Origin of the sequence: uncultured Desulfovibrio sp., assembly GCF_944324525.1 — a bacterium.
Lineage (GTDB): Bacteria > Desulfobacterota > Desulfovibrionia > Desulfovibrionales > Desulfovibrionaceae > Desulfovibrio.
This window is the reverse complement of the sequence record NZ_CALUWS010000002.1, coordinates 66,070-91,233: the sequence shown is the minus strand read 5'-3', so window position 1 is coordinate 91,233 and position 25,164 is coordinate 66,070. Positions and strand designations below refer to the sequence as shown.

At 66.4% G+C, this 25,164-nt stretch carries 24 protein-coding genes; 11 read left to right on the top strand and 13 right to left on the bottom strand.

Translation table 11 applies throughout. The features are described from left to right. Positions 1-29: 29 nt before the first annotated feature. The 5 genes from Q0K12_RS01220 to Q0K12_RS01200 form a co-directional block, all read right to left on the bottom strand. Positions 30-842: a MinD/ParA family protein gene (locus Q0K12_RS01220; protein WP_297259664.1), complete on the bottom strand. Its 813-nt coding sequence runs from the start codon at positions 840-842 to the stop codon at positions 30-32. A gap of 2 nt (positions 843-844) precedes the next feature. Next, entirely contained in the window at positions 845-1,939 is a 1,095-nt protein-coding gene (locus Q0K12_RS01215; protein ID WP_297259662.1) for a flagellar biosynthesis protein FlhF, read from the bottom strand. Between the two features lie 427 nt (positions 1,940-2,366). After that, positions 2,367-4,475, bottom strand: a complete 2,109-nt coding sequence (gene flhA / locus Q0K12_RS01210) for a flagellar biosynthesis protein FlhA (RefSeq protein ID WP_297259660.1) — start codon at positions 4,473-4,475, stop codon at positions 2,367-2,369. 72 nt (positions 4,476-4,547) lie between these two features. After that, entirely contained in the window at positions 4,548-5,621 is a 1,074-nt protein-coding gene (flhB, locus tag Q0K12_RS01205; protein ID WP_297259659.1) for a flagellar biosynthesis protein FlhB, read from the bottom strand. A gap of 58 nt (positions 5,622-5,679) precedes the next feature. Then, positions 5,680-6,183, bottom strand: coding sequence for an AbrB family transcriptional regulator (locus Q0K12_RS01200; RefSeq protein WP_297259657.1), 504 nt, complete (start codon positions 6,181-6,183; stop codon positions 5,680-5,682). Between the two features lie 460 nt (positions 6,184-6,643). On the opposite strand from Q0K12_RS01200, the gene Q0K12_RS01195 reads away from it, so the two are divergent. Next, the gene (locus Q0K12_RS01195) at positions 6,644-7,927 is read left to right on the top strand and encodes a sensor domain-containing diguanylate cyclase (RefSeq protein WP_297259655.1); all 1,284 of its coding nucleotides are present in this window, start codon (positions 6,644-6,646) and stop codon (positions 7,925-7,927) included. 298 nt (positions 7,928-8,225) lie between these two features. Here Q0K12_RS01195 and Q0K12_RS01190 read toward each other — a convergent pair whose 3' ends face one another. The 6 genes from Q0K12_RS01190 to Q0K12_RS01165 form a co-directional block, all read right to left on the bottom strand. Further along, positions 8,226-9,116, bottom strand: coding sequence for a prephenate dehydrogenase (locus Q0K12_RS01190; protein ID WP_297259653.1), 891 nt, complete (start codon positions 9,114-9,116; stop codon positions 8,226-8,228). Continuing rightward, positions 9,113-10,501: a 3-phosphoshikimate 1-carboxyvinyltransferase gene (locus Q0K12_RS01185; RefSeq protein WP_297259651.1), complete on the bottom strand. Its 1,389-nt coding sequence runs from the start codon at positions 10,499-10,501 to the stop codon at positions 9,113-9,115. Before Q0K12_RS01185 ends, Q0K12_RS01190 begins: the two co-directional genes overlap by 4 nt. Then, complete coding sequence (pheA, locus tag Q0K12_RS01180; protein WP_297259648.1) at positions 10,494-11,678, bottom strand: prephenate dehydratase; 1,185 nt, start codon at positions 11,676-11,678, stop codon at positions 10,494-10,496. The genes Q0K12_RS01185 and pheA overlap by 8 nt, the downstream gene beginning before the upstream one ends. A gap of 1 nt (position 11,679) precedes the next feature. Continuing rightward, a complete protein-coding gene (locus Q0K12_RS01175; RefSeq protein ID WP_297259646.1) occupies positions 11,680-12,663 on the bottom strand; it encodes a 3-dehydroquinate synthase II family protein in 984 nt (327 codons plus the stop codon). A gap of 1 nt (position 12,664) precedes the next feature. Continuing rightward, positions 12,665-13,462, bottom strand: a complete 798-nt coding sequence (locus Q0K12_RS01170) for a 2-amino-3,7-dideoxy-D-threo-hept-6-ulosonate synthase (RefSeq protein ID WP_297259644.1) — start codon at positions 13,460-13,462, stop codon at positions 12,665-12,667. Positions 13,463-13,564: 102 nt separating this feature from the next. After that, complete coding sequence (locus Q0K12_RS01165; protein ID WP_297259643.1) at positions 13,565-13,765, bottom strand: hypothetical protein; 201 nt, start codon at positions 13,763-13,765, stop codon at positions 13,565-13,567. A gap of 202 nt (positions 13,766-13,967) precedes the next feature. Here Q0K12_RS01165 and Q0K12_RS01160 point away from each other — a divergent pair, with 202 nt between their 5' ends. After that, positions 13,968-14,630 (top strand): hypothetical protein, encoded by a 663-nt coding sequence (locus tag Q0K12_RS01160; RefSeq protein ID WP_297259641.1) that lies wholly within the window; start codon positions 13,968-13,970, stop codon positions 14,628-14,630. 161 nt (positions 14,631-14,791) lie between these two features. On the opposite strand, the gene queA is transcribed toward Q0K12_RS01160, so the two are convergent. Next, complete coding sequence (gene queA / locus Q0K12_RS01155; protein WP_297259638.1) at positions 14,792-15,922, bottom strand: tRNA preQ1(34) S-adenosylmethionine ribosyltransferase-isomerase QueA; 1,131 nt, start codon at positions 15,920-15,922, stop codon at positions 14,792-14,794. Between the two features lie 122 nt (positions 15,923-16,044). Between queA and Q0K12_RS01150 the strand changes: the two genes are divergently transcribed. From Q0K12_RS01150 to Q0K12_RS01125, 6 genes are all read left to right on the top strand, one after another. Next, on the top strand, positions 16,045-16,611 hold the full coding sequence (locus tag Q0K12_RS01150) for a hypothetical protein (RefSeq protein ID WP_297259637.1): 567 nt from the start codon (positions 16,045-16,047) through the stop codon (positions 16,609-16,611). Positions 16,612-16,613: 2 nt separating this feature from the next. Continuing rightward, positions 16,614-17,843, top strand: a complete 1,230-nt coding sequence (coaBC, locus tag Q0K12_RS01145; RefSeq protein ID WP_297259749.1) for a bifunctional phosphopantothenoylcysteine decarboxylase/phosphopantothenate--cysteine ligase CoaBC — start codon at positions 16,614-16,616, stop codon at positions 17,841-17,843. Next, positions 17,825-18,661 carry a hypothetical protein gene (locus Q0K12_RS01140; protein ID WP_297259635.1) on the top strand — a complete coding sequence of 279 codons (837 nt, stop codon included), beginning with the start codon at positions 17,825-17,827 and terminating at the stop codon, positions 18,659-18,661. The genes coaBC and Q0K12_RS01140 overlap by 19 nt, the downstream gene beginning before the upstream one ends. Before the next feature lie 2 nt (positions 18,662-18,663). Further along, positions 18,664-19,080: a hypothetical protein gene (locus tag Q0K12_RS01135; protein WP_297259633.1), complete on the top strand. Its 417-nt coding sequence runs from the start codon at positions 18,664-18,666 to the stop codon at positions 19,078-19,080. Continuing rightward, on the top strand, positions 19,070-19,669 hold the full coding sequence (locus tag Q0K12_RS01130) for a lysine exporter LysO family protein (protein ID WP_297259631.1): 600 nt from the start codon (positions 19,070-19,072) through the stop codon (positions 19,667-19,669). The genes Q0K12_RS01135 and Q0K12_RS01130 overlap by 11 nt, the downstream gene beginning before the upstream one ends. A gap of 61 nt (positions 19,670-19,730) precedes the next feature. Further along, positions 19,731-20,417, top strand: coding sequence for a DVU0298 family protein (locus tag Q0K12_RS01125; protein ID WP_297259629.1), 687 nt, complete (start codon positions 19,731-19,733; stop codon positions 20,415-20,417). Positions 20,418-20,555: 138 nt separating this feature from the next. Here Q0K12_RS01125 and serS read toward each other — a convergent pair whose 3' ends face one another. Then, the gene (gene serS / locus Q0K12_RS01120; protein WP_297259628.1) at positions 20,556-21,830 is read right to left on the bottom strand and encodes a serine--tRNA ligase; all 1,275 of its coding nucleotides are present in this window, start codon (positions 21,828-21,830) and stop codon (positions 20,556-20,558) included. Between the two features lie 302 nt (positions 21,831-22,132). Here serS and Q0K12_RS01115 point away from each other — a divergent pair, with 302 nt between their 5' ends. From Q0K12_RS01115 to Q0K12_RS01105, 3 genes are read left to right on the top strand one after another with little or no spacing between them, the layout of a single operon-like run. Further along, entirely contained in the window at positions 22,133-22,720 is a 588-nt protein-coding gene (locus Q0K12_RS01115) for a hypothetical protein (RefSeq protein WP_297259626.1), read from the top strand. 6 nt (positions 22,721-22,726) lie between these two features. After that, the gene (locus Q0K12_RS01110) at positions 22,727-24,745 is read left to right on the top strand and encodes a hypothetical protein (protein ID WP_297259625.1); all 2,019 of its coding nucleotides are present in this window, start codon (positions 22,727-22,729) and stop codon (positions 24,743-24,745) included. After that, on the top strand, positions 24,745-25,089 hold the full coding sequence (locus Q0K12_RS01105; protein WP_297259623.1) for a hypothetical protein: 345 nt from the start codon (positions 24,745-24,747) through the stop codon (positions 25,087-25,089). The genes Q0K12_RS01110 and Q0K12_RS01105 overlap by 1 nt, the downstream gene beginning before the upstream one ends. Positions 25,090-25,164: the final 75 nt, after the last annotated feature.

The following is a 25,164-nucleotide window of genomic DNA, read 5'->3' as shown; positions in this document are numbered from 1 at the left end:
TTCAACTCAAGCCTGTTCTGTCTTCCCTCTCAGCAGAACAGCAGTTTTTTCCAGAAAAACTTGATGTTGCCGTCAAGCTGCCGGGCCACGTCCCACTGACTGATGGTCGTGGCGAGCTGATCGATGGCCTTGGCGGCGGGGCTTTCCGGCTGAGTCTCGCACAGGGGTTTCTGCGCCAGCACGGACTTGCGCATGGCCGGATCCCGCGGGATGAAGCCGGCAAAGTCCAGAGAGACGCCGCTCAGGAAGGTGTCGCAGGCCTGATGCAGGCGGGCGAAGATCTCCTTGGCCATCTTCATGTCCGGGACCATGTTGACGCAGACCTTGAAGTGCTCCACCCCGTGCGTCAGCTTGAGCACCTTGATCAGGGCGTAAGCATCCGTCAGGGAAGTGGGTTCGGGCGTCAACAGCACCAGACGTTCCTGGACGGCCAGATTGAAATAGAGCACGTTGTCGTTGATGCCGGCGCCGGTATCGACGATGAGGTAGTCCACCTGATCCTCGAGCTCGTCCACCGCTTCGAGCAGTTCGAGCTTCTGGCCGCTGGAGAGGGTGAGCATGTCGCTCACGCCCGAGGAGGCCGGCAGGATGGAAAAGCCGTACGGTGTGGGGAAGAGGATCTCCTTGAGGCTCGCCCCTTCATGGAAAAGATGGAAGAGGTTCTTGGCCGGCGTCAGGCCCAGCAGCACGTCCACGTTGGCCAGACCGAGGTCAGCATCGATGAGGACGACTTTTTTGTTCTTCCGCGCAAGGCTCAGGGCCAGGTTGACGGAGAGGTTGGTTTTTCCGACTCCGCCCTTGCCGGATGTTACGGAAAATACGAGAGGGAAATCGCCGCTCATGCTTATGCTCCAGGCTGGGGGGTAGAAGTTGCGTTCCCGGCGGGTTCGCCGGGGAGTTGCCGTTTGAAGATCAGCCGCCAGATCAGCGGCTCGGTCGCGGGCGCAAGGCTTTCCTTGAGCTCGGAACCGTAGGAAAGGCCGGAAACGGGCAGGCCTGTGGCGCGGGCCACATTGACGAGGCTCCCGTAGCTGGCGGCTTCGTCAAGGTGGGTCCAGATGATGCTGGCTGCGCCTTCGGTGCGGTAGCGCTCCAGAAAGTGGTCCATCTGCAGCCCGGAGAGCAGGGGCGTCAGCACCAGATGCGTGGCGCACTTCAGCTTGGTGAGACCCATGCCGGCCCGCCATTCGCTCAGGGTGCCGTGGCGTCCCAGGCCCGGCGAATCGATGAAGACCAGGGCCGCTTCACGGCTGGCGCGCAGGGCCTTCTCCATGCTGGCGGGGTCCGACGCTTCCAGGTAGAGGAAATCCGAGAGTTCGGCCCAGTGCCGGAGCACCAGACGGCCGTTGCCGCGCAGGCAGTCGGCATTGATGAAGGCGATGCGCGCTTCCGGTTCCCGCTGCCGCCATTGCAGGGCATAGCGCAGGGCCGTGGTGGTCTTGCCGTTGCCGTAGGGGCCGGCCATGATGTGCCAGCGCTGCGGCCAGTTGCCCGTGCCCCAGCCCTGTACCGGGACCATGCCGCACAGGCATTCCAGAACCGAGATGCCGGGCTGGGCCAGCAGATGCTTGTAAAGATCCACCGCCACCGCATCGGAGATGCCTTCCCGCTGCAGGTATTCCAGCGCCACCCGCTGCCGCGGCGTCAAGCGGTCCATCTGGATGGCGGGCTTCATCAGGGCAAAGATCTGCTCCTTGATCTGCAGCCAGTCCTTGTGCCAGTCGCTCCAGCCGCTGGGCATGCCGTCGCCCGGCATCGTTCCCACGGGCTGCTGCGCGCTTACCGGATTACGATCGATCCCCGCCGTGATCTCGTGGCATATCTCCCCGTTTTTCTTGAAGGTGCGATTGCCGATGATGACAGCTTCAGGCCCCATTTCCGCCTTGATGCGGGCCAGAATTTCCTGTGAGCTGGCACCCGTGAATGTTCTTACTTGCATGCACGCATCCTTAGAAGCATCTTGCCCGCAACGGGCTTCGCATAAAACCCCTACCCCTAACGCCTCCATGAGGTGCTTCGACCGCCGACAGGCGCGAAAACCGCCATCTTCCCCCAGTGGCGATGCCTGCCCCGCCGTCTCCCTTCCGTTACTCGGACGATGCCCTGCCGGCGGCGGGAACGCCGGGGCCGGCAGGCGACGGCACGGCTCTTCCGTCAGCCGGCGTGATGCCGGACATGCCCGGAAGTGGTCGAAGGCACAACCAGAAAGACATAGAGTCTTGTGCCTGAAATGTCTAGACCCTTATGTCGTCCCCCCGCCGTCAGACTCCTGACGCGGGAGGCTTCCGCTTTCTTGCGGAACCGGCTGCCGGGGCCTTCCCGCGCATGGCGCGAATTCCGACGACAGCCCGGCGTGAAAGACCGGTTTACTCCGCCCCGACGGTGCCCACGCTCTGCAGGCGGATATCCGGCGGGATCTCCGCCTGGGAGATGACCGGCACCGCGGGCAGGAAGCGCGTGACCAGCTGAGCGAGGTGCGGCCGCACGGGCGGGCTGGTGAGCACGACGGGCTGCCCGTCGGTATTGACGGCGTTCTCCACCGCCGCGTTGATATGCTGGATGAGCCGCTGCGCCGTGGCCGGATTGAGCGAAAGGAAGGTCGCGCCATTGTCCGCCTGCCGGATGGCCTCCTGCAGCATGCGCTCGGTCTGGCCGGTAAGCGTGAGGACGGGCAGCGTCCCCTGGCTGTCCAGATAGGAGCGCACGATGGAGCGGGAAAGCCGTTCGCGCACATATTCGGCCAGCACGTCGGGATTCTTCACGCCGCCGCCGTAGTCGCCCAGGGTTTCCACGATGGTGAGCATGTCGCGGATGCTGACGTTTTCGCGCACGAGGCTCTGCAGCACCTTCTGCACCGTACCCAGCGGCAGGGTGCCCGGCACCAGATCTTCCACGGCCTTGGGCGCCGTCTTGCCCACGGTATCCAGCAGGCCCTGTACGGCCTGACGGTCCAGGAACTCGGCCAGATGCCGCTTGAAGACTTCCGTAAGGTGGGTGGCGATGACCGTGGCCGGATCGACCACCGTATAGCCCGCCATCATGGCTTCTTCGCGCTGGCTGTCGGGGATCCAGAGGGCCGGCAGGTTGAAAGCCGGTTCGCGCGTTTCGATGCCGCGGATCTGCGTATTCACGTTGCCCGGATCCATGGCCAGGAAGTGATCCACCAGGATCTCCGCCGAAGCCACCTGATTGCCCTTGATGAGCAGAGCGTACTGGCCGGGCTTGAGCTGCAGGTTGTCACGCAGATGCAGGGAGGGGATGACCACGCCCATGTCCAGCGCGAACTGGCGGCGGATGGAGCGGATGCGGGAGAGCAGGTTGCCGCTCTGTTCCTCGTCCACCAGCGGGATGAGGCCGTAGCCCACTTCCAGTTCCAGGGTATCCAGCGGCAGCAGGGCCTGCACTTCTTCCGGCGTATCGGCCGTGGGGCTCTTGCCCTTGCTCTTGCCCTTGCCCTTGGCCCCGCCTTCGGCTTCCTTGGCCTCTTCTTCGTTCCGGGCCGTGACGCGGGCGGCGACGTACACGAGGCCCGCAAGGATGAGGAAGGGCAGGGTGGGCAGGCCGGGCACCAGCGCGAAGACCACCAGCACGCAGGAGACCAGCTTGAGGGCGCGGCTGTTGAAGGTGAGCTGGGCAAGGAACTCTTCGCCCATCTTGGCTTCGGAGGCCGCGCGGGAAACCAGCAGACCCGTGCCGGTGGAGACGACGATGGAAGGGATGGTGGAGACCAGACCGTCACCGATGGTCAGCAGCGAGTAGGTGGTGAGGGCCGTATTCCAGTCCATATCCTTCTGCACGACGCCGATGATGATGCCGCCGATGAGGTTCACCAGCGTGATGAGCATGCCGGCGTTCACGTCCCCGGACACGAATTTACAAGCACCGTCCATGGCGCCGTAGAAGTCGGCTTCCTTGCGCAGGGCGTTGCGGCGCTCCGTGGCTTCCTCTTCGCCGATGAGGCCGGCGTTGAGGTCGGCTTCGATGGCCATCTGCTTGCCGGGCATGGCGTCAAGGGTGAAGCGGGCCGCCACTTCCGCGATGCGCGTGGTACCGGAGGTGATGACGACCTTGTTCAGGATGAACAGGATCATGAAGATGACGCCGCCGACCACATAGCTGCCGCCGACCACGAATTCGCCGAAGGAACGGATCACTTCCCCGGCGGCTTCCACGCCCATGTCCCCGTTGAGCAGGATGAGACGGGTGGACGCCACGTTGAGCGCCAGCCGCAGCAGAGTGGTCACCAGCAACAGCGAAGGGAAGATGGTGAACTCCAGCGGGGAGGTCATGAACATGGTGGTTATGAGGATGAGCAGAGAGACGGAGATGCTCACGCAGAGCATGATGTCCAGAAAGAACGTCGGCAGCGGCACCAGCATGACAAAGAGGATGACCACCACGCCCAGGCCGAGCATGATGTCGCCCTGTTTGGCAAAGCGACTATAATCAAGTTTGGGAAGATTGACTGACGCCATTTTTCTGACACCTCAATTCCGCCCCGTTGCCCCGGCTGCCGCACGGGGGATGACAGCCAAAAATGCCCGTCATCAGCGGTTTCTGGGCTTCAGCCGCCAGATGCTTGCCAGCACGGCGGCCACTGCCTTGTACAAATCTTCGGGGATCATCTCCCCCACCTCCACGGACTTATACAAAGCCCGTGCCAAAGGGACGTTTTCCCGGATGGGGACGCGATTTTCCCGGGCGACTTCCTTGATCTTCTCGGCCAGGCGATTCACGCCCTTGGCCAGCACCACCGGCGCGGGAGCCTGCGAAGGATTGTAGCTCAGGGCCACGGCGATGTGGGTCGGGTTGGTCACCACCACGTCGGCCTTGGGCACGTCGGCCAGCATGCGCCGGGCCATGACTTCCATCATCTTCTGCTTCTGCTTGTTCTTGATGACGGGGTCGCCTTCGGACTGCTTGCGTTCGTCCTTCACCTCGTCCTTGGTCATCTTGAGGCTTTCGTTGTAGGCGTAGCGGGACTGCCAGACGTCAAAGATGGCGATGGCGATGAGCGGGAGCATGGAGTATTTGACGACCTTGAGAGCCGTTTCCAGCATGTAGGCGGCCACGCCCTCGGGCGTGGCGTAGTACATGGGCAGGAAGTTGAGATACTCCGTCCAGAGGATGAAGCCGGGGATGCAGCCCAGGATGAGGGCGAAGACCAGGCTTTTCAGGGCCCGCAATATGGTCTGCGGCGAAAAGAAGCATTGCTTGAGCCCGCGCAGGATGTTGAACCGCTCCAGTTTGAACTTGAAGACCTTGAACGTCCAGAGCTTGCCCACCTGCAGCCGCTGGGCCAGAAAGCTCAGCACCGCCAGGAAGAGCAGGATGGGCATGAGCAGATAGGCGATGTCGATGCTGAGCGCGAAAAAGAGCGCGTAGACGCTCTCCTCGGTGACGTTGAAGGTGGGAGCGTTCTGCAGGAACTGCCGGAAGATGAGCTTGATCTTGTCCGACATGGGGCCGATCCAGAGATTGAGGATGATGAGGCCCCCCACGATGCTTACCACCTTGCCAAGTTCCTGCGACTTGGGGACGTTGCCCTCCTGCCGCTGCTTGCGCTTGCGCTTGGGGGTGGCTTCTTCCGTTCTGCTGGGGTCGGATTGCTTGCCGAACATGGGATCGTTCCTGCGATAAGAGCTGTTGTCGTCGGGGGGAGGCCGCCTTGCCGCGACCTCAGCGTGAGAGGAAATGGTGCAGCAGCCAGCTGAGCAGCGGGGCGAGGATGATGACCGTGTACAGACGTACGATATGGAAGGCCATGACCGCCGGGGCGTTGTCGCCCATATCCACGGCCATGCCCACCACGGCCTGCAGGCCGCCGGGGCTGGTGGCCAGCACGGAGCTGGCCGCGTCCATGCCCGTCTGCCGGGAGACGATCCACGCGCCCAGGCAGCCGGCCAGCACGAGCAGCAGGGTGGAACCCACCATGAGGCCCGCCATCTTGCGGATCTCCAGCAGGCCGTCCCGGGTGAGCATGTTCCCCACAAAGATGCCGATGGCGATCTGCGCCGCCAGCTGGAAGGACAGGGGCGTCGCGGTCATGACCTGCCCGAGCAGCTTGACGGCCAGCACGGCCAGCACGGCCCCGAACATGGGCCCGCCCGGCACATGCAGCCAGTGGAACAACAGGCCGCCTGCCGTCCCGGCAAGGGCGATGAGCGGAAAAGCGTAGGTCATGCGAGCCTCCTGCAACCGGAAAGTGCAATATGATACGCCTGTTCCGCGGCAATCTCAAGCCGCATTACGCCTCCCCGGCCGGGGCCGTTTGGGGATGGGGGCTCTACCCGCGGGCGGCCGGCGGAGTATGGTCTCTTGTCTTTTCCCCGCCGCGCATGTTAGAGTGGTGCTATCGCCATCATGCGATGGTGGATCGCGGCATGCCGGCACGGGGCCGTATGTCTGTTGTGCTGGAGAGGCGTGAAAATGTCCATGTGCATGTGTGGCCTCGCAAATGGAGTGAAATTCCAGCGCAAGGGAATTCCCATGATTTCGCGCAACTCTCTCTCTCTCTCTCTCTCTCTCTCTCTCTCTCTAACTCGCGCGCGTGCGTCACGCATACGCGAATTAGGTCGCGGACTTGCCGCATCAGGCGAATTGCGATGGATTCCCGCGTGCGCGGAGTAATTCAGAGGTCGTAATGTCTGTGCAGATAGTCGAAAGCATCAAGCAGCAATTGACCCCCTTTTCGCCAGGGTTCTGGTTCTTTGACGGCCATTCGGTTAAGATGGACGAGCAGGCGCGAACGCTTCTTCAACTTGACTCCCCTGAAGTGGCGCTGGAAGATTTCCTGAAAATCATTGACGAGCGCTCGGCTGGTTTTTTGCGGAAGTTTTTTTCTTCCTTGCATGCGGACACCCTGGTGCTCAAGTTCACCATGAAGCATTCCCCCGAAAAGTGGATACTCATCCAGGGAGGCGTTCTGAACAGGGATTCCTCGGGAAGGGTGGCATGCTGCTCCGGCTATTGCGTTGAACTGCGAACGAAATTTTCTTTCCCGCGGCTTTTCCAGGCCAATGAGATGGGCATATGGGAGTGGGACGGCATAACCGGAGAGTGCCGGTTTTGCGAAAGCTACCGCGCTATGCTGGGTTACGATGCGAGGGAGCATTTTCCCGCGACTTTCGAGGAATGGGCGACCATCGTCCATCCCGACGACCTTGATGCTGTGGATTTTCAGCGAGAGCTGGCCATTCATCCCGAATTCGGCGACAGCTTTGAATGTTCGATCAGGCTCAGGCACAAGAATGGGCATTATGTCTGGACCATCGGATCGGGCTTCGTCACGCAGCGCAACTACCTCGGGCACGCCCTCGCCCTTCGCGGAACGAACCAGAGCGTGGAGATAATCCGGCAAAAGTATGAGACCTCTCTGCGGGATGCCAAGCGTGATCCGATGACGCGCATGTACAACAGGGATTTTTTCAAAAAGGAGTGGCTCGAAATCCTGCAGAGCAACGTGTTCCCCATAAGCTTTTTGTACATTGATATCTGCGGCCTGAAAATGGTCAACGACACCCTCGGCCATGCGCAGGGTGACAGGATGATCCTCACAGCGGCCGAGCTTGTTGACAAGGTCATCCAGATGCCCAAATTCTCCATCAGGATGGGTGGGGACGAGTTCCTTATCATCCTGCCGAACTGCACGGCCGCGCTTGCCGCCGAGTGCGCGAAAAATCTGAAAAAGGCGCAATTGCTGCGCGGTGACCAGGAAGTTCCCGTGCTGTTCGCCGCCGGAACGTCATCGATGATCATAAAAGCGGAATTGCGGGAATTCATTTCGGCCGCTGAACGGGAGATGCAGCGCAACAAGGAACATTCCCGCCGTGAAGATCGGGCTTTCCTGCTTGATTATATTGAACGCTTCCGAGGAGAGCGGGTCTCGTACACTGATGATCGTATCAATGGCGGAGCCGGAAGCTGAAGTGGCCGTCCCGTGACCGCCGCGGACTGTTCGTTTCGCTTTCACATGGGCTGCTCTGTCGCCGCCGTTCCGGCCAGGGCCTGTGGACGCCATTCGCTGCCTGTTTTGTGGGAAGGGCCCCCTCCGCCGGCGCGGGAGCGGGGTTTCCTCCCCCCAAGCCCCTCCCGCCCCGGCGGCGACCGAAAGGCGGCCCGAAGGGCCGTGCCCGTTAGGCGACACAGGAGCCTTACGGGCATCGACAGCAGAGCGAGGGGTTCCCCTTCCCCCCAAACAGGCAGCGAATAGCGCTAACCGGCTCTCATGGAGAAGGGGAAACGTTCTTCATCAGGCAAACGGGATCAGCCTTGCCGCGCGCATCCTCGCCGTCCGCCGTCCCTTCCTCCTCGCGCCACCACCAGCGGGCCCGGCGGCAGAGCAGGTCGATGTCGCCTCCCGCGGCCACGTTGAGCATCTGCCGGTACTGGCGGACGGCCTCATGGCTGTAGGGATTGGCTTCAAAGAGGGCGCAGAACATGGCCCCGTCCTCGGTGAGCATCTTGCGGGCCGCCGCCTGCCGTCGCCGGAAGGACGGCGTGATGTATGGCAGCAGCTCTTCGTCCCCGGCCAGCAGGGCGAAGTAGGCCAGGGTAGTGATGAAGTTCATGTTCTGCACGCGGGCCATGGCCCGGTCGTGCGCCTGCGCCGTGGTGCGGAAGCAGCGGCAGCCCAGCGCGGTGAAGAAGTCCTCCACCTTGCGGACGGCCTCGTCCGGGACATCGGCGGCCGGGGTGACGGCCACGGGCAGTTCCTCGCCCTCGGCGGGGCGGGGGCCGAAGAGCGGATGCGTGCCCACCACGGCATGGGGCCAGACGTCGCACATCTGGCGCATGGGCTGCTCCTTGACGCTGACGATGTCCGACAGCACGGCCGAGGGCGGCAGGTGGGGGCGGAGCAGCGCCGCCGTCTCTTTCAGGGCGGCCGCCGGCACGCAGAGCAGGACAAGCCCGGCCCCCCGGCAGGCGGCGGCCACGGCCTCGGGGGCAAAGAGCGCCGCCCCCCTGCCGGAGACCGCCACGCCGAAGGCCTCCGCGGCGGGCCGCTCGTCGCTGATGTCCAGCGGGGCCACGTCCAAACCGGCCGCTTGGGCGCGCCGCAGCAGCATGCCGCCCATGCGGCCGCGGCTGCCCACCAGAACGATCTTGTCCGTCATCGGATCTGCTCCCAGCATTGCCAGAAATCGGGGAAGGACTTGTCCACCACGGCGGGATTGTCCAGCCGTTCCCGCATGTTGATGGTGGTGTCCCGCAGGGACAGCAGGGCAAGGGACATGGCCATGCGGTGGTCGTTGTGGGTGCAGAGCGCCACCTCGTCCGGCAGCACCGGGGCCTTGAGCCCGAAGCTGCGCCCGGCCAGCCCGTGGATGAGCAGCCCGTCGGAGAGTTCGTCCACCATGACGCCGGTCTTGCGCAGCTCTTCGGCCGGGGCCCGCAGGCGGTCGGACTCCTTGAGGCGCAGATGGGCCACGTTGCCGATGCGGGTCGAGCCCTGGGCGAAACCCGCCAGCACGGCCACCGTGGGCACGAGGTCGGGGCAGTCGCCCATGTCGAGCTGTACGCCGTGCAGGGCGGAGGGATAGACCGTCACGCCGTTCTCGTCCGCTTCCACACGAGCGCCCATGCGGCGCAGGATGTCCAGCATGGCGCGATCCCCTTGCAGGGAGTCGCGGCGCAGGCCTTCCACGCGGACGGGGTGACGTCCCACGGCCCCGGCGGCCAGCAGGTAGGACGCCCCGGACCAGTCGCCCTCGATGACATGGCGGCCGGGCCGGTAAGCCCCGGGCTGTACCGTGATGCGCAGGCAGCCCGGCGTGGCCTGACGCAGTTCCCGCCAGGCCTGCCCGGGCAGGGCCTGCCATGTCCCGTCGGGGGCGGGGCGCGTCTCCACCGTGAAACGCTGGCCGAAGTCTTCCAGACATTGCAGTGTCAGGCCCACATAGGGCCAGGAGACCGCCTTGCTCCCGCCCAGCGTGATGGTCAGCGGCGAGGGGCAGAGCGGAGCCGCCAGCAGCAGGCCGGAAAAGTACTGGCTGGAGGCGTCCATGCCCAGGGTGATGTCCCCCTGTACCCGGTCGGGATGCAGGCCGGCGGCGTGCAGCAGCAGCGGGGGGCAGTCCGGCCGGCCCTCATGGCGGATCTCCGCGCCGAGCCGGGAGAGGGCTTCCGTCAGCTCGCCGATGGGCCGCTCGTGCATGCGTTCGGCCCCGTGGATGCGGAACCAGCCCTGTCCGGCGGCAAGCACGGCCGTAAGCAGGCGGCAGGTGGTGCCGGATTCGTGCACGTCGCAGGACAGGGCGTGGGCGGCGTTGCCGCCGCCCTGCGGACGCCGCATGCCCGTGACCAGCCATTGCGCCGAGGCATGGCCGCTGTGGCCCACCACTTCAAAGCGTGCGCCCGCGCTCATGAGGATGGCGCGCGTCTGCTGCAGGTCGCGGCTTTCCAGCACATGTTCCAGCGAGGATTCGCCGCAGGCCAGGGCGGCCGCGATGCAGTAACGGTGGGAGAGGGACTTGGAGGCCGGCGCCGTGACGTTACGCATGGTCGTCATCCTTGTTGTTTTCCGGCCGGTCCAGCTGGGGGCCGGTGGGGTAGCAGCCGAGGATGCGGAAGCTCGTGCAGGTCTCGTGCAGTTTTTGGAGCAGTTCCGCGTACTGCGGCGCTTCCAGATCGCTTTCCACATCCGCAAAGAAGACATATTTCCAGCACTGGCCGCGCAGGGGCCGGGACTCCAGCTTGCGCATGTTGATCTGATGGCGGGCCAGCAGATCCAGCACGGCGGAGAGCGTGCCGGATTTGTCCGGCAGGGTGAAGAGCAGGGAGGTCTTGTCCGCGCCGGTATGGCCCGGCACCGGGGAGCGCATGGCCCCGCCCAGCTGGGCGCGGGCGGCCTGCGGCCCGATGATGACGAAGCGCGTCCAGTTGCCCGCCTGATCCTCGATGCGGCGCGCCAGGATGGCCAGCCCGGCCAGATCGGCCAGCCTGCCGTTGCCGATGGCCGCCGCGCCGGCCTCGCCCTGCGCCCGCCGGGCGGCGGCCGCCGTGGATTCCACGGGCACCAGGGCGGCATTGGGCAGATGCGCCCGCAGCCAGCCGCCGCACTGGGCCAGCGGCTGCGGATGGGAGTAGACGGTGCGGACCTCGGCCAGCGAACCGGCATTGCTCAGCAGGCAGTGGGAGATGCGCGAGAAGAGCTCGGCTTGTATATGCACGTCATGGCTCAGGAAAAGGTCGAAACTCACGCCCACGGTACCCTGGAGGGAGTTCTCCAGCGGCACGACCCCCAGCTCGCACTGGCCCTCGGCCACTTCCTCAAAGACCTGCGCCAGATCGTTGCAGGGATGGAAGATGGCCGAATGCCCCAGATATTCCACGCCCGCGAAATAGGAAAACGTCCCTTCCGGGCCGAGGTAGGCCACATGCTGCGGACGCTGCAGCGCCCGCGAGGAGGAGAGGATCTCGCTCCAGATGGCGCGCAGATGCGTATCCGGCAGGGGGCCCGTGTTCTGGCGGGCCAGATTGTCCAGCACTTCGCGCTCGCGCAGGGGTTTGAAGATGATGCCGGGATCGTGCGCCTTGATCCGTCCCACTTCGAGGCTGAGGGCGGCCCGCTCGTTGAGCAGGGGCAGCAGGCGGCTGTCCACCTCCTCGATGCGGGCGCGGATCTCGGCCAGGCGGCCTGCGGACGCGCCGGCGGTCGGCGTAGAGGAATCGGACATGCTAGACCTCCCTGATCTCTTCCTGGATGCGCATGCCGAAATGGCGTCCGGCCTCGTCGGTACGGCAGAGGACGACATCCCCCGGCTTCAGGCTCACCACGCTGAGCGGCGTGCCGTCCGGGGCCGTGAGGCGGATGGTCTCGGCATTCTGCAGGAAGACCGCGCCGCGCTGCGTGCCCTGCGGGCCGCGCACTTCGGCTTCGATGAGCAGCATGGGCCGCACCTCGATCTTGACCCGGCCCAGGGTGGCCACGGTGGTCTGTCCGTCAGCGCCCACGATGAGCACTTCCTGTCCGGCCGTCAGCTCGCCCAGATAGCAGGTCTTGTCATGGGGCAGGCGGGCATAGGCGTGCACCGCTCCGGCATTGACCCGGAAGGGCCGCGCCGCCACATATTCATTATGTTCCGTCTCCGCATGGACGAGGAAGGTGAAGGCGCTGGAATTGCCCACCAGCATGCCCTGACCGCGCTTGAGCAGGGAGAGGGTGTCCGCGCAGACGCGGTGCCCCAGCCCCACGGGCTCCACACGGGTGATGACGGCCTCCTGCAGGTCTTCGCGTCCCTGCGAGAGCTTGCACTGCGTCACGATGGCCTTGAGTTCGCCCACGGCCTCCGGCAGCACCACGATGCCTTCCACCCCGCGTTCGAGGATGCCCGCCGCCAGACGGGCCTCCTCCAGACTGCCCGCCTCGGCCAGCACGCTGTCGCTTTGGGCCAGCAGGTTTTCCACGGGGATGACCTCCCAGCCGCGGGCCAGCGTCACCCGTTCCCCGGCGCGCAGGCGTTCCAGCACGGCTTCCTCGTCGGCCTTGACCGTCAGGGCCACGGCGGGCGTCTCTTCCGCCGCCCAGACCGGGCAGCGGGAGAGCCCCGCGACAGCCTCCACATGTTCGCGGGGCACGATGACCCCGTCCACCCCCGACTCCAGCGCCAGCGTCACCGCGCCCTTGTCGAAAGGATCGCAACGAAAGTAGACCCGGGCCATGCTATTCTCCCACGATGGCCAGCGCGTGATCCACGTCGGCATTGTCGTGCACGATGGCGCGCATGGCGCGGACGAGCTCGATGCGGCGGGGATGCTGGAAGACGTTGCGACCGATGGAGACGCCCGCGCCGCCGGCCTTCACGGAGTCATGCACCATCTGCAGGAGCTGGCGGGTGGAGTCCATGAGCTCGCCGCCGGCGATGACCACGGGCACGCAGCAGGAGCCGACCACATCGGCAAAGCTTTCGATGTCGCCGGTGTAGGGCACCTTGACGATGTCCGCGCCCAGTTCCACGCCCACGCGGGCGCAATGGGCCACCACCTTCGGGTCGTAGCTGTTGGGGACCTGCGGGCCGCGGGCGTAGACCATGGCCAGCAGCGGCATATGCCAGTTGTCGCAGGCTTCGGCCACCTTGCCGAGGTCGGCCAGCATGAGGCGCTCATTGGGATCGCCGAGGTTCACATGCACGGAGACGCAGTCCGCGCCGTGCTTGATGCCTTCTTCCACCGTGCCCACGAGGGTCTTGGTGTTGCCCATGGGGGACAGGGCGGTGGAGGCGGAAAGATGGACGATGAGGCCGATGTCCTTGCCCGCGCTGCGGTGGGAGCAACGCACGAGCCCCTTGTGCATGAGCACGGCGTCCGCGCCGCCGATGGCCATGTCGTTGACGGTCTCGCGCATGTCCACAAGGCCGTCCACGGCGCCGATGGTCACGCCATGATCCATGGGGACGATGATGGTGCGGCCATTGTCACGATTGATGATGCGTTCCAGACGAACTTTCTTGCCAAGGTACATGGTGGTTCTCCTTTGCGGATGCGGTTCCGGGCCGTGGCGGCATAAAAAAAGGGCCGCCGGCGGTTTGCCTGCGGCCCTGATGGTTCGGTTGACGGATGGATGTCAGCAACGACCCCGGCCACAGGCTTCGGTAAAGTACGCAAAAAAGTACCAGCCATAAAAGCCGGCGGCGTAGTTGGAAGCGGTGGCGAAGGTGTTGCGGAACATGAGAAACTCCATCGTTTCGACCTTGGTACGCCTCTCCTCACGGCTTGTCAAGCCCTCGAAAGCTCTTTGCCGCGATTCGGGAACAGGAAGCGCCATCCCGCCTGCCAGAGAGCCGTCCTTTCCGCTACGGCGTCAGGGACTCCCCGGCCTTGCGGCAGGCTGGTACGGCGGCGTCCGTTTTTTCACGTCCTGCGGGAAGCGTCCGCCTTCCACGCGCGCCTGTTCCGCCTGACGCCGCTGCGCGGGCAGGGCGGCGCGGCCTCTTTACAGGGCGGCAGGCTTGCGTGTACCCTGCAGCATGCGCGTCCGTATACTTGCTCTTGCCCTGAATCTGCTGCTCCTTGCGCCGCCGTTCGGCAGCGTAGGGCTCATGGGCGGCGCGGGCTCCACGGGAACGCGGACGCTCTTCCTGTCCGCCGGGGAGGCGCATGCGGCGCAGACGCGCCGGCAGCGCCCGCAGAAGCGCCGCAAGGCAAAGGAGAAGGCCCCGCTGCACGGCGAGTCCTGGGCGTTCGGGCGGTCCGCCTCCCGGGAGGACGCGCTCTGGAAGAAGGGCGTGGAAGGGAAGACGCTGCACCATCGCGCCACCAGCAGCAAACAAAACGCCCCGGCCATCGGCAATACCGCCAGCATCGAGGCCTCGCTCCGGCGGGAGGCCGACCGTCAGAAAAAGGACGAGGACCGCCGCCGCAGGGGCGGGCTCGGCATGAGTCTGGACACGGATGATTCCGTCTGGCGGCCGCAGACGCCGACCGCTCCCAGCAAGCCGGACGAGACCCTTTCCATCGGCAACTCACGGCATACCCTGCGCGCCTTCGGCGGCGTGCACAGCGATGATCTCAGTATTTCCGTCGGCCCGGAGATCACCCTCAAGGACAAGGAAAACGGCAACCATTTTGCCCATAGCGAGGAACCGGATTCCGCCGTGGGCATGGGCATGCGTTTTTCGCTGGATTTCTGACCGGCTTCAGGAGACGTTCGCCCGCCTCCCGCCATCACTGCCGGGAAGGTGTCGCTGCCGTCAGGCGGCGTCGCGCCATGCCGGTACGGCCTTGTCCCCCTTTCCCCTTGCCCGGCGAAAAACGCCGCTCCTCGCCGGCGGCATGCGCATCTGGCCGACCTTTACGCGCCGGGCCGGATGAACATGGCGTCCCCGTAGGAGAAGAAGCGGTAGCCCCGGCGGACGGCCTCCGCATAGGCGGCAAGCATGCGTTCGCGCCCGGCAAAGGCGGAGACGAGCAGCAGCAACGAGGATTCCGGCAGGTGGAAATTGGTCACCATGCCGTCCACCACCCGGAAGCGGCGGCCGGGGTACAGGAAGATGTCCGTCCAGCCGGTAAAGGGCTGGAGCCCGCCGCAGACTTCCGCCGCGCCTTCCAGCGCCCGGACGCTCGTGGTGCCTACGGCGATGACGGGCCGTTTCTCGGCCTGCGCCTTGCGGATGGCCTCCACGGTGCGCTCCGGCACTTCGACGTATTCCCGGTGCATGCGGTGGTGGCGTACGTCCTCGCAGCGTATGGGGCTGAAGGTGCCGTAGCCCACATAGAGCGTCACCTCGGCCCAGCCGAAGCCCCGTTCGGCCAGGCGCTGCCGCAGCTCTTCCGTAAAGTGCAGGCCCGCCGTGGGGGCCGCCACGGAACCGAGCTTGTCCTCCCGCGCGTAGACCGTCTGGTAGCGGCTCAGGTCCTCCCTGTCGTCGCTGCGCTTGATGTAGGGCGGCAGGGGGATGTGCCCCGTGGCCGCGAAGGCCGCCGCAAGGTCGCCTTCCCAGTCCAGCCGCACCCGGCGTTGCCCGAAGGGGCCGGATTCCAGCACGGTCACCGTGATCCCCGCGCCGAAAGTGACGCTTTCCCCGTCCCGGATGCTGCCGCCGCAGCGCACGAGACCGCTGACCTCGGCGCTCCAGCCGTCATCGACATCCTTGCGGCGATGGGCATTTTCCATCACCAGCGGCAGGGGGGTAAGCAGCAGGAACTCCACCTTGCCGCCCGTGCCGCGCGTGCCCAGCAGGCGGGCCTGCAGCACGCGGGAATTGTTGGCCACCAGCAGGGCCCCCTCGGGCAGCAGGTCGGGCAGATCCGTAAAGGCATGATCCTCAAGCGTCAGTTCTCCCCGACGCGGCATGACGAGCAGGCGCGAAGCGCCGCGCGTCTCCGGCGGGAACTGGGCGATCTGCTCCGGGGGGAGGTCGAAGCGGTAGGATTCGAGCTGGAAGTCGTTGTCGGTCACGGGCGGGAAAACGGGCTGGGACATGGGCGATCTCCGAGGAAGTCGAGCGGGCCGCCGGCGCTGCGGTCTTGTCAGCGCGGACGGGAGAGGCTATCGTTTTCAGCCGTTCCCCGGAGGGAACGAGCACCATCCGCAGGAGTATAGCCATGCCGCGTCTTTTTGTCACCTTGAGCCTTTGCGCCCTTTTTGCCCTGAGTGCGGGCTGCGCCTCGCTGGGCATCGACAATCCTTTCGGCCCCGGTGAGAATACCCGGCAAAGCCAGCTGCTGGGGGTCGCCTTCCCGGCGGGCATGACGCTCTCCGGCGAGCACTCGCGGGTCAACGGCAGCGAGGGCGTGGAAGTGGCTTTCGGGCAGGTGACGTCCTCGGCCGTGGCGCAAAACCTCTTCAACAGCCTGCAGGGGGCGGGCTGGCAGTTGCGCCTGCAGCAGAGCCGCGCCAACAAGGGCATCTACGTTTACGAAAACGGCGAACGCATGGCCGTCGTGGTGGTGGAATCGCAGGCGGTGCAGACGGTGATGACCGTCTGCGCGGGCAATCGTCTGCCGGACGGCAGCATGCTCAGTCTGTCGGGCGGCGGGAGTGCCTCCGGCGGCGACGGCGGCGTCAGCGACGGCGGTTTCGCCGCGCCCGCGGCGGATGCGCCGCCGGTGGGCACGTCCGAGAGCTGGGGCGCGCCGTCTTCCGGCGGCCTGCAGGAGCGCGAACTGTGAGCCTGGACTGCCTTTTCAGCCGGAGCCGCCAGTTTGCCGGCAAGCGCCTGCATCTGGGCATCTGCGGCTCGGTGGCCTGCTATCGCCTGACCGATGTGCTGCGGGCGCTGCGGCAGCTGGATGTGCACGTTTCCGTGACGCTGACGTCCGGCGCGCGGCAGTTCGTGACCCCGCTGCTCTTCGAGGCGCTGGGGGCCATGCCGGTCTACGGGGAGATGTTCGCTCCCGGCGAAGAACCTTTTGCCCATCTGGAGCCGGGCCAGCACGCCCAGGCCATGCTGGTGGCCCCGGCCAGCGCGGACGCCCTGTCCCGTCTGGCGCAGGGCGCGGCCTCGGACATGCTGTCGGCGCAGGCGCTGGCCTTCGAGGGGCCGCTGCTGCTGGCGCCGGCCATGAATCCGCGCATGTGGCGTCATCCGGCCACTCAGGCCAACGTGGCCACGCTGCGGGAGCGCGGCGCGCGGCTGATCCTGCCGGACTGCGGCCGTGCGGCCTGCGGCGACGAGGGACAGGGCCGCCTTGCGCCGGTGGAACAGCTTTTCTGGCATGCGCTGCGGGCCCTGTCGCCGCAGGACATGGCCGGGCGGCGGGTGCTGGTGACGCTCGGTCCCACCCGCGAGCCGTGGGACGGCGTACGCTACTGGAGCAATCCCTCCAGCGGCCATATGGGCGGGGCGCTGGCCCTTGCGGCCTGGCTGCGCGGCGCGGAGGTGACCGCCGTCTGCGGGCCTGGCTGCCCCGGGTTGCCGCCGGAGATACGGCGTGTGGACGTGCTGACGGCGCGCGACATGTTCACGGCGGCGGCGGACGTCTGGCCGGACATGGATATGGGCTGCTTCACGGCGGCGGTGGCCGATTTCTCGCCCGAACCGTTCGGGCCGGAAAAATTCAAGAAAGAAGGCGCGCAGGACGGTTTCAGCATCCGATTCCAGGCCAATCCCGACATTTTCGCCACCCTCGCCGCCCGGCGGCGGCCCGGGCAGAAGACGCTCGGTTTCGCGGCCGAGACCGCGCCGGACATGGACGCGCTCATGGCGCTGGCCCGCGCCAAGCGCGCCCGCAAGGATGCCGACCTGCTGGCGGGCAACCGCATCAACGGTCAGGGCAGCGGTTTCGGCAGCCCGACCAACAGCATGGCCGTCACGGACAGGAACGGCCGTGAGGAGATCTGGCCGCAACAGGCCAAGGCCGACGTGGCCTGGGAGCTGCTGTCATGGCTTTTGCGTCTGTAAGTCCGCTGGCGGCCCCGTGGCAGCGGCTCGGCCTGCGCTATCTGCTCTCTCCCGCCGACCTGCCGCCGGAGTTGTCCCTCACGGCGGAACAGAGCGCGGGGGCGGCCTCCGCCCGGCCTGCCCGTTTCGGCCAACCCGCCAGTCCCGCCGGACAGCGGCCCCCCGTCTCGGGGCGGGCTGATGCCGGCGTGCCGTCCCGCGAGCCGCACCGTCCCGCCGTCGGCCCCGCGAACGGCCCGTCCGCTCGTCCCACGGCCCGTCCTTCCGCCCGGCCGTCCGGGCCGCAGCATGCCGACGAACAGCCGCGGGAAGCCGCCCGCGCGGAAGCGGAGTGGCGCCCGCTGGCGCCCGCCCTCTGGCCCGCCCCCTGGCAGGAGCGCCTTGCTCGCACGCGGCCCGGGCTGGTGGCCTGGACCTACTGGAACCTGGGCAGCGACCTTTGCGACGGCGGGCAGCCCGGCAAGGCCGAGCGCGGCCTGTTTTTCCGGCGTCTCTTGCAGGACCTCGGCCATCCGCAGGGCACGCATACCTTCTGGCCCGTCTGCCTGCCTGATGCCGGGCAGGCCCTGCAGGCCGACGCCCAGATCTTCTGGTCGGGGCTCCTGGCGCTCAAGGCGCGGGGCGTCATCATCATGGGGTCCGCCGCGGCCCGGGCCGCCGCCCTGCCCGGAAAGCTCGAACCGCTGAGCCACCGGGTCTTTCGCGGGCGTCGCGTCTGGATCCTGCGGGATGTGGACCTGATGCTCGACGACGCTTTCCGTTATGACCAGATGCTGGCTTTCCTGCAAAACGCCCTGCAATCCTTTCTTCCGAGGTAGTCATGTTCATTCCCATTAGTCTCATGCTGGCGGGCATGGCGCTCGGCCTGTGCCTGCGCAACGTCGCCTGGCTGGCGCAGGTGCCGCGCGCCATCACGCCCACCATCCTGCTCCTGCTCTTCGTGCTTGGCGTGGCGGTAGGGGGGGATTCCACCCTCATGGGCAATCTGCCCCTGCTGGGCGGCCGGGCCCTGGCGCTCACGCTGGCGGGCGTGGGGGGGAGCATGGTCGCCGTCCTCCTTGTCCGGCGCTTCTTCCCCGGTGCGCAGGCGGGCCGCCATGCGCACGCCGCCATGCCCGGCGAGCCCGCCGGCAGCCCCGCGGATGCCTCGGGCATGGCCACCGCTTTTGAGGACGCTCCCGTCCCGCCGGAGGCGTCCGCCCGTTCCGGAGAGGAGGTACGTCCGCATGGGCGGTAGTCTCGGCATCATCTGCTGTTTCATCCTGGGCGCGCTCTGCGCCTGGCTGGGCTGGGTCCCGGACTATCTGCTGGGGCATGAGGCCACGGTATATGTCCTCTATGTGCTCATGCTGCTGGTGGGCTTTTCCATCGGCTATGACCGGCGTCTGGGCGAGATCCTGCGCACCCTGCGGCCGCGTGTGCTGCTGCTGCCGCTGGCGACCGCCGTGGGGACCTTCGCGGGGTCGGCCCTGGTGAGCCTGTTCATGGTCTACAGCATGAGCGAATGCCTTGCCGTGGGCGCGGGCTTTGCCTACTATTCGCTTTCCTCGGTCTTCATCACCCAGTACAAGGGGGCGGAGCTGGGGACGGTGGCGCTCATGGCCAACATCATGCGCGAACTCATCACGCTGCTGTTCGCGCCCTTGCTCGTCCGCTGGATCAGCCCGCTGGCGCCCATATCCTGCGGCGGGGCCTCCACCATGGACACCACATTGCCCATCATCACCCGCTATGCCGGGCAGCAATGGGTCTTCGTCTCCATCGTTCACGCCATGATCCTTGATTTCAGCGTGCCGTTCTGGGTGACGTTCTTCTGCAAGCTTTAGGGCATTTCCCATTTGAAACACAACGCGTTCCAAACGGAGAATGCTCCAAGGAGGAAAAACCATGTCCCGCATGCGTAACGCCAAGACTCGTTTCCGGCAGCTGCTCGAAGCGCCGGACTGGCGCGCCCACCTGCCCGAAGTCGCTGGAGAAGGCCTTTCCGCCGTGGGGCCGCTGCTTTCCTTCCTGCTGCTGTCGCCCTGTCTGCGTCACCGGGCCGCCGTGGCGCTGGGGGCCGTCGTCGCCGGGCTGGAGCGCGAGCAGCCCGAGGCCGTGCGCAACATCATGCGCCGCCTCATGTGGCACATGAACGAAGAGTCCGGCAATATCGGCTGGGGCATCCCCGAAGCCTTCGCCGAAGCCTGCTGCGCGTCGGACCTGGCGGCGAAGGATTTCCATCGCGTCCTCATCTCCTACGTCATCGAGTTGGAAAAGGACGACAACTTTTGCGACCATGACGTTTTGCGCCGTTCCTGTTTCTGGGGGATCGGCAGGCTGGCGCAGGCCCGCCCGGCGCTGGCGGAATGGGCCCGCCCGTGGCTGCGCCGGGGGCTGGAAGACCCGGACGTCATCTGCCGGGGCATGGCCGCATGGGCCTTGCGGCAACTGCCGCCGGACATGATGGACGCCCCGCTGCTGCGCCGTCTGGCCGAACAGGGGCCGGATGCCGCTTGCGAGATCTTCGACGGCGAGGACATGCGCTCCACCTCGGTGAAGGAACTGGCCGCCGGCGGGAAGGAGCGTTCTTGAGGGGGCGCGGCCGCTGACGGACTGGCGGAGAAAAAGATACGGCCCAACGTGAGCGGGAAGACCGTGTTTTTCCCGCTCACGTTGGGCCGGGCGGCGCTGTGCCGCCTCACGTTTCCCCTTTTTCAAAGATAAAACGCTCTAACGCGGTTCGATGACCTCCACGCCGTCCATGTAGGGCACGAGCACCTTGGGCAGCACGATGCTGCCGTCCTTCTGCTGGCCGTTCTCCAGGATGGCGGCCATAGCGCGGCCCGTGGGCAGGCCGGAGCCGTTGAGCGTATGCAGATAGGCGCTCTTGCCGCCCTTGGGCTTGAAGCGGATGTCCGCCCGGCGCGCCTGGAAGTCCACGCAGTTGGAACAGGAGGAGATCTCCCGATACGTCTTCTGCCCGGGCAACCAGACCTCAAGGTCGAAGGTCTTGGCGGAACCAAAGCCGAGGTCGCCGGTGCACAACGAGATGACGCGGTAGGGGAGTTCCATTTTTTCCAGCAGGTTACGGGCATGGCCCACCATCACGTCCAGCTGGTGGAAGCTGTCGTCGGGATGGGCGAAACGCACCATCTCCACCTTGGTGAACTGGTGCAGACGGATGAGCCCGCGCGTGTCCTTGCCCGCGGAACCGGCTTCGGAGCGGAAGCAGGGGGTGGCGGCGCAGTAGCCGCGCGGCAGGTCGGCTTCGTCCAGCACTTCGCCGGCATGGATGTTGGTCAGCGGCACTTCGGCCGTGGGGATGAGGTAATAGCCCCAGTCCGGCATCTTGAAGAGGTCTTCCTCGAACTTGGGCAGCTGGCCCGTGCCGGTCATGGTCGCCCGGTTGACCATGTACGGCGGGCAGACTTCGATATAGCCCTCGTTCCGCACATGCTCATCCAGGAAAAAGTTGATCAGCGCGCGGTCGAGGCGGGCGGCCCAGCCCAGCGAGAGCGCGAAGCGGCTGCCCGCCAGCCGGGTGGCCCGTTCAAAGTCCAGGCCGCCCAGCGCGGTGCCCAGCTCCCAGTGTTCCTTGACGGGGAGATCGAAATCAGGCGGGGTCCCCCAGCGCAGCACTTCGGGGTTCTCGGTCTCGTCCTTGCCCACGGGGGTGGTGGCGTCGGGGATGTTGGGCACGCCCATGAGCCACTCTTCCACGGCGGCCTTGGCTTCGGCGGTCTGCGCGTCCAGCGCCTTGATGCGGTCGGAGAGCGCGCTGAGCTCTTCCATCATGTGGGAGGCGTCCTTGCCTTCGCGCTTGAGCGCGGCCACCTGCCCGGACGCCGTGTTACGCTGATTTTTCAGAGCCTCCACTTCGGCCAGCAGGGCACGGCGGCGGCCATCCAAAGCCAGAAAGTCCTCCACGCGCAGGCTGGACTGGCGGTCGGCCAAAGCCTTGGCAAGCACTTCGGGATTTTTCTGTACCAGTTTAAGATCAATCATGGGAACTCCTGCTTGGAAATTTTGTGAGCAAAAGCTACCACGGCCCATAATGCCTTGCAAGACGCGCCCTTTCCCTATATTCTCGAACCGCCGTCATACCCGGGGCGGGGATCCCCGCCCCGGGACGTCCTTCCGGCAGGCAAGGGCTTCGCAGCCCCGTACATCGCCGGGACGGCTTACGCTAACGTGATCGCCTGTCCGTCCACGCGGACGCGGCAGGCATGCGCTTCCAGGCCATTTTTGCCGCCGTCCGCCCTGTGCTCCCGGCACGGACGGGCCGGCGTACCCATGACGAGGAATCCATGAAATTCGCCAGACTTCCCTTGTTGCTGACCCTGCTGTTCGCCACCCTGCTGCTGACCGCCTGCGGTCCCAGCAATACCGTGCCGCTGGTGGCTCCCACCGTGCCCAACAACGTGCTGCCCGCGCCCAATGCCCCGCGTGTGAGCGTGGTGGTCTTCGAGGACAAGCGCGACAGCCAGGATCTCGGCGTGCGCCGTGACGGGACGGCCTTCGTGGGCAGTCAGGACGCCAGCCAGTGGGTCAGTCAGGCCCTGGCCGACGAACTGCGCCGTTGCGGTATGCAGGTCTCCTACGCCCTCACGCCCGATCAGGCCCGCAGCGGCAACCCCGACTTCATCGTGACCGGCACGCTGGACAAGGCCTGGCTGCGTGAAGTGTCGGCCACCGAACTCGTTTGCAATATGAGCGCCTCCTACCGGGTCGCCAGCCGCAGCGGCAAGCTCTCCAACCGGGAAACGCTCAATGCCGGGCAGACCCGCAACGATCTGCCGTCCGGCGATATGGCCAAGGATCTCATGACCTCCTGCCTGCGCGATCTTGTCCAGCCCATGGCCAGCAAGATCCAGACGATCATCGGCCAGAAGTAGGATAACGTGCGGCGCAAGCTGCCCAGATGCTTTCTCCTGCCGGCGGCACTGTTCGTGTTCTGCCGGCTGCTGCTGACGGACCCCGGCCCTGTGGCCGGGGCCGTCGTTTTCACGCCCCGGATAAGCAGTCTGCCCACCATCGGGCCCTCTCCACGCATCCGGGCGCAGCTGGACGTGCCGCCCGATCCCTCCCTTTCCGCTGAAGCCCGCGAGGCCGACATTCTGCGCCGCCGCGCCCGCCTCTGGCTCATGGGCCTGCAGGCCGGCGCGGATAGTCTTGCCCACAACAGGGTGGCGGCGCGCTATTTCATCGGCGCCGAGCCGCGGCGCATCCTTGCCGCCATGCTCTACGGGGCCACCGGACCCGAAGAGGACGAGAGCGGGCATATCGACTTCATCCTTGAGCCGGCGCCCTTCGGTCAGGTGCTGGAGCGCGCCCTGCGGCCCGGGCCGCTTTACGGGGCATGGCAGAGCCTGCTGGCCGAACTGCAGACCGTGCTTTCCCGGACGCCGGAGCCGGACAGCCCGGAAGAGGCCCGGCAGGCCGCCTGGCTGCGGGCATTGCTCGGGCCGGCGCGGCGGGCGTTGGCCGCGGCGGGGGACGGCTGGCTGGCCACGGCCGACCAGGCGCTGGCCCTGGAACATGCGGCAGTGCAGGTGGAAGAAAGTCCGCTCCTCTGGCTGCTGCTGGCCGAAGCCACCTTGCAGCGCGACCAGCCGCAGCGTAGCGTCGGGGCCTGCGGGCGCGCCCTCGCGCTGGACCCGCGTCTGGCCCGGGCCCGCTATATCCGGGCGCTGGGCTACTGGCGTCTGCATCAGCTGGCCCTGGCGGAAAACGATCTTTCCATCATCCTGCACGATGCGCCGCACGCGTCCATGACGCCGTGGCTGCGGGCCCGCGGGGCCATCCGCAAGCTGCGCGGCAACACCACGGGCATGTGCGAGGATTTCATCGCCGCCTGCGTGCGGGGTGGAGACTGCGACGGGCTGGAAATGGCCCGGCGGCAGGATCTTTGTCTCGAAGAACGGCCGTCCGTGGCCGTGGATACGCCGTCCGCCACCTCTCCCGAAATGGAGGAGACGACGCGGGAGAGCCGCCGCCAGGCCGAATATCTGGGCTCGCTGGCCCAGGCCTTCCAGAGTGCGCCGGCAGCGCCCGCGCCGCTGGACAAGGACACCGCCACGGAGCTGGGCTTCCTGCCGCCCGATTCCACGCAGACGCCGGTCTGCCCGCGCTCTCCGTCGCGCGCTCTGGGCCTGCTTGCCGCCCGGACGCTGCCGGAAGGCAGTCTGCTGGACGGGCACGATCTGCCCCTTGTGGACGAAGAGCCGCACTTGCTGGACGCCCGCCGTCGCGGGACGGACTGGGCCGAGGAGATGTTGTTCCTGCTGGGGGTGGATCCGCGCCTTTCCCGTCTGCCGGAAGAGGAACTGCGGGACAGGGCCGAAGAACGCGTGCTGCATGAGCTGGGCCTGTCTCCCCTGCCGGCCCGGACGGAGCAGTGTCCGCGCCGTCTCTGGAAAGTCCCCGCGCAATGGGAAGTCGACGCGCCCCTGTCCGCCGCCCGGCTGGACAGGCTCTGGGCCGTCATCGACGCCGTACGGGCCGGGGCCGCCCGTTCTGCGGCCCTGCGGGAGCCCGTCGTGGAGACGCCCGCGCGGCAGGCGGCCGCCGTCCCTGCGCCGCCGGCGGTGGCGGACGAACTGTGCGGCATGACGCCCCGCCGCAGGGACTGCCCGCTCCCCCGGCATGCCGGGAGCGGCGCGGCGGCGTGGGCCCGCATCTGGGACGACGCCTGGGCCGTCCGCATCAAGACGCTGGCCTATGCCCTGCGGGAAAAGGATATGCTCGCCGCCGAAGAGCAGGCGACAGGCGCACGGCTGGTCGGACCGCCTCCGCCGCCGGCTCTGGAGGAAGGCCGCTGGGGCTATCCCGCCCGCTGGAACTGGATACTCTGGCCCGGGCAGGAGCAAACGCGGGGCACGCCGCCCGCCAACTACCGTTCACTCATCAGGAGGCGCTGATGCCGCAAAGCCCGCTGTGCAAGGTCTATGGCCATGTCTACCCCTGTGACGCCGGCCTGTACCGTGCGCTGGAACAGGCCGTTGCCGGCGCTATGGGACAGGAAGAGGACGAGCCGGTGCTCGTGCGTGAGGGCGACATGGCCCGCATCAGCTTTGAAGGGGTGTATTTCCCGGAAGAGGATGTCGTGCAGGCCCTGCGGGAGGGCCTGACCCCCGCCATGCGGGGCAAGCTGGATTGTCTGGATCTGGAGAACTGGCGGCTTACCCGCTACCGGCTGGAAGAAGGCGAGGTGCGTCCCTCCTCGGCCCCGCTGAACAATGTGCTGGCTTTTTCGGGGCATTGAGGCATCAGCAGCAGGGCGCGACCGAAAGACGGCCCGGAAGGCCGTGCTTGCCAGGGGATGGCAACACAAGTTTTG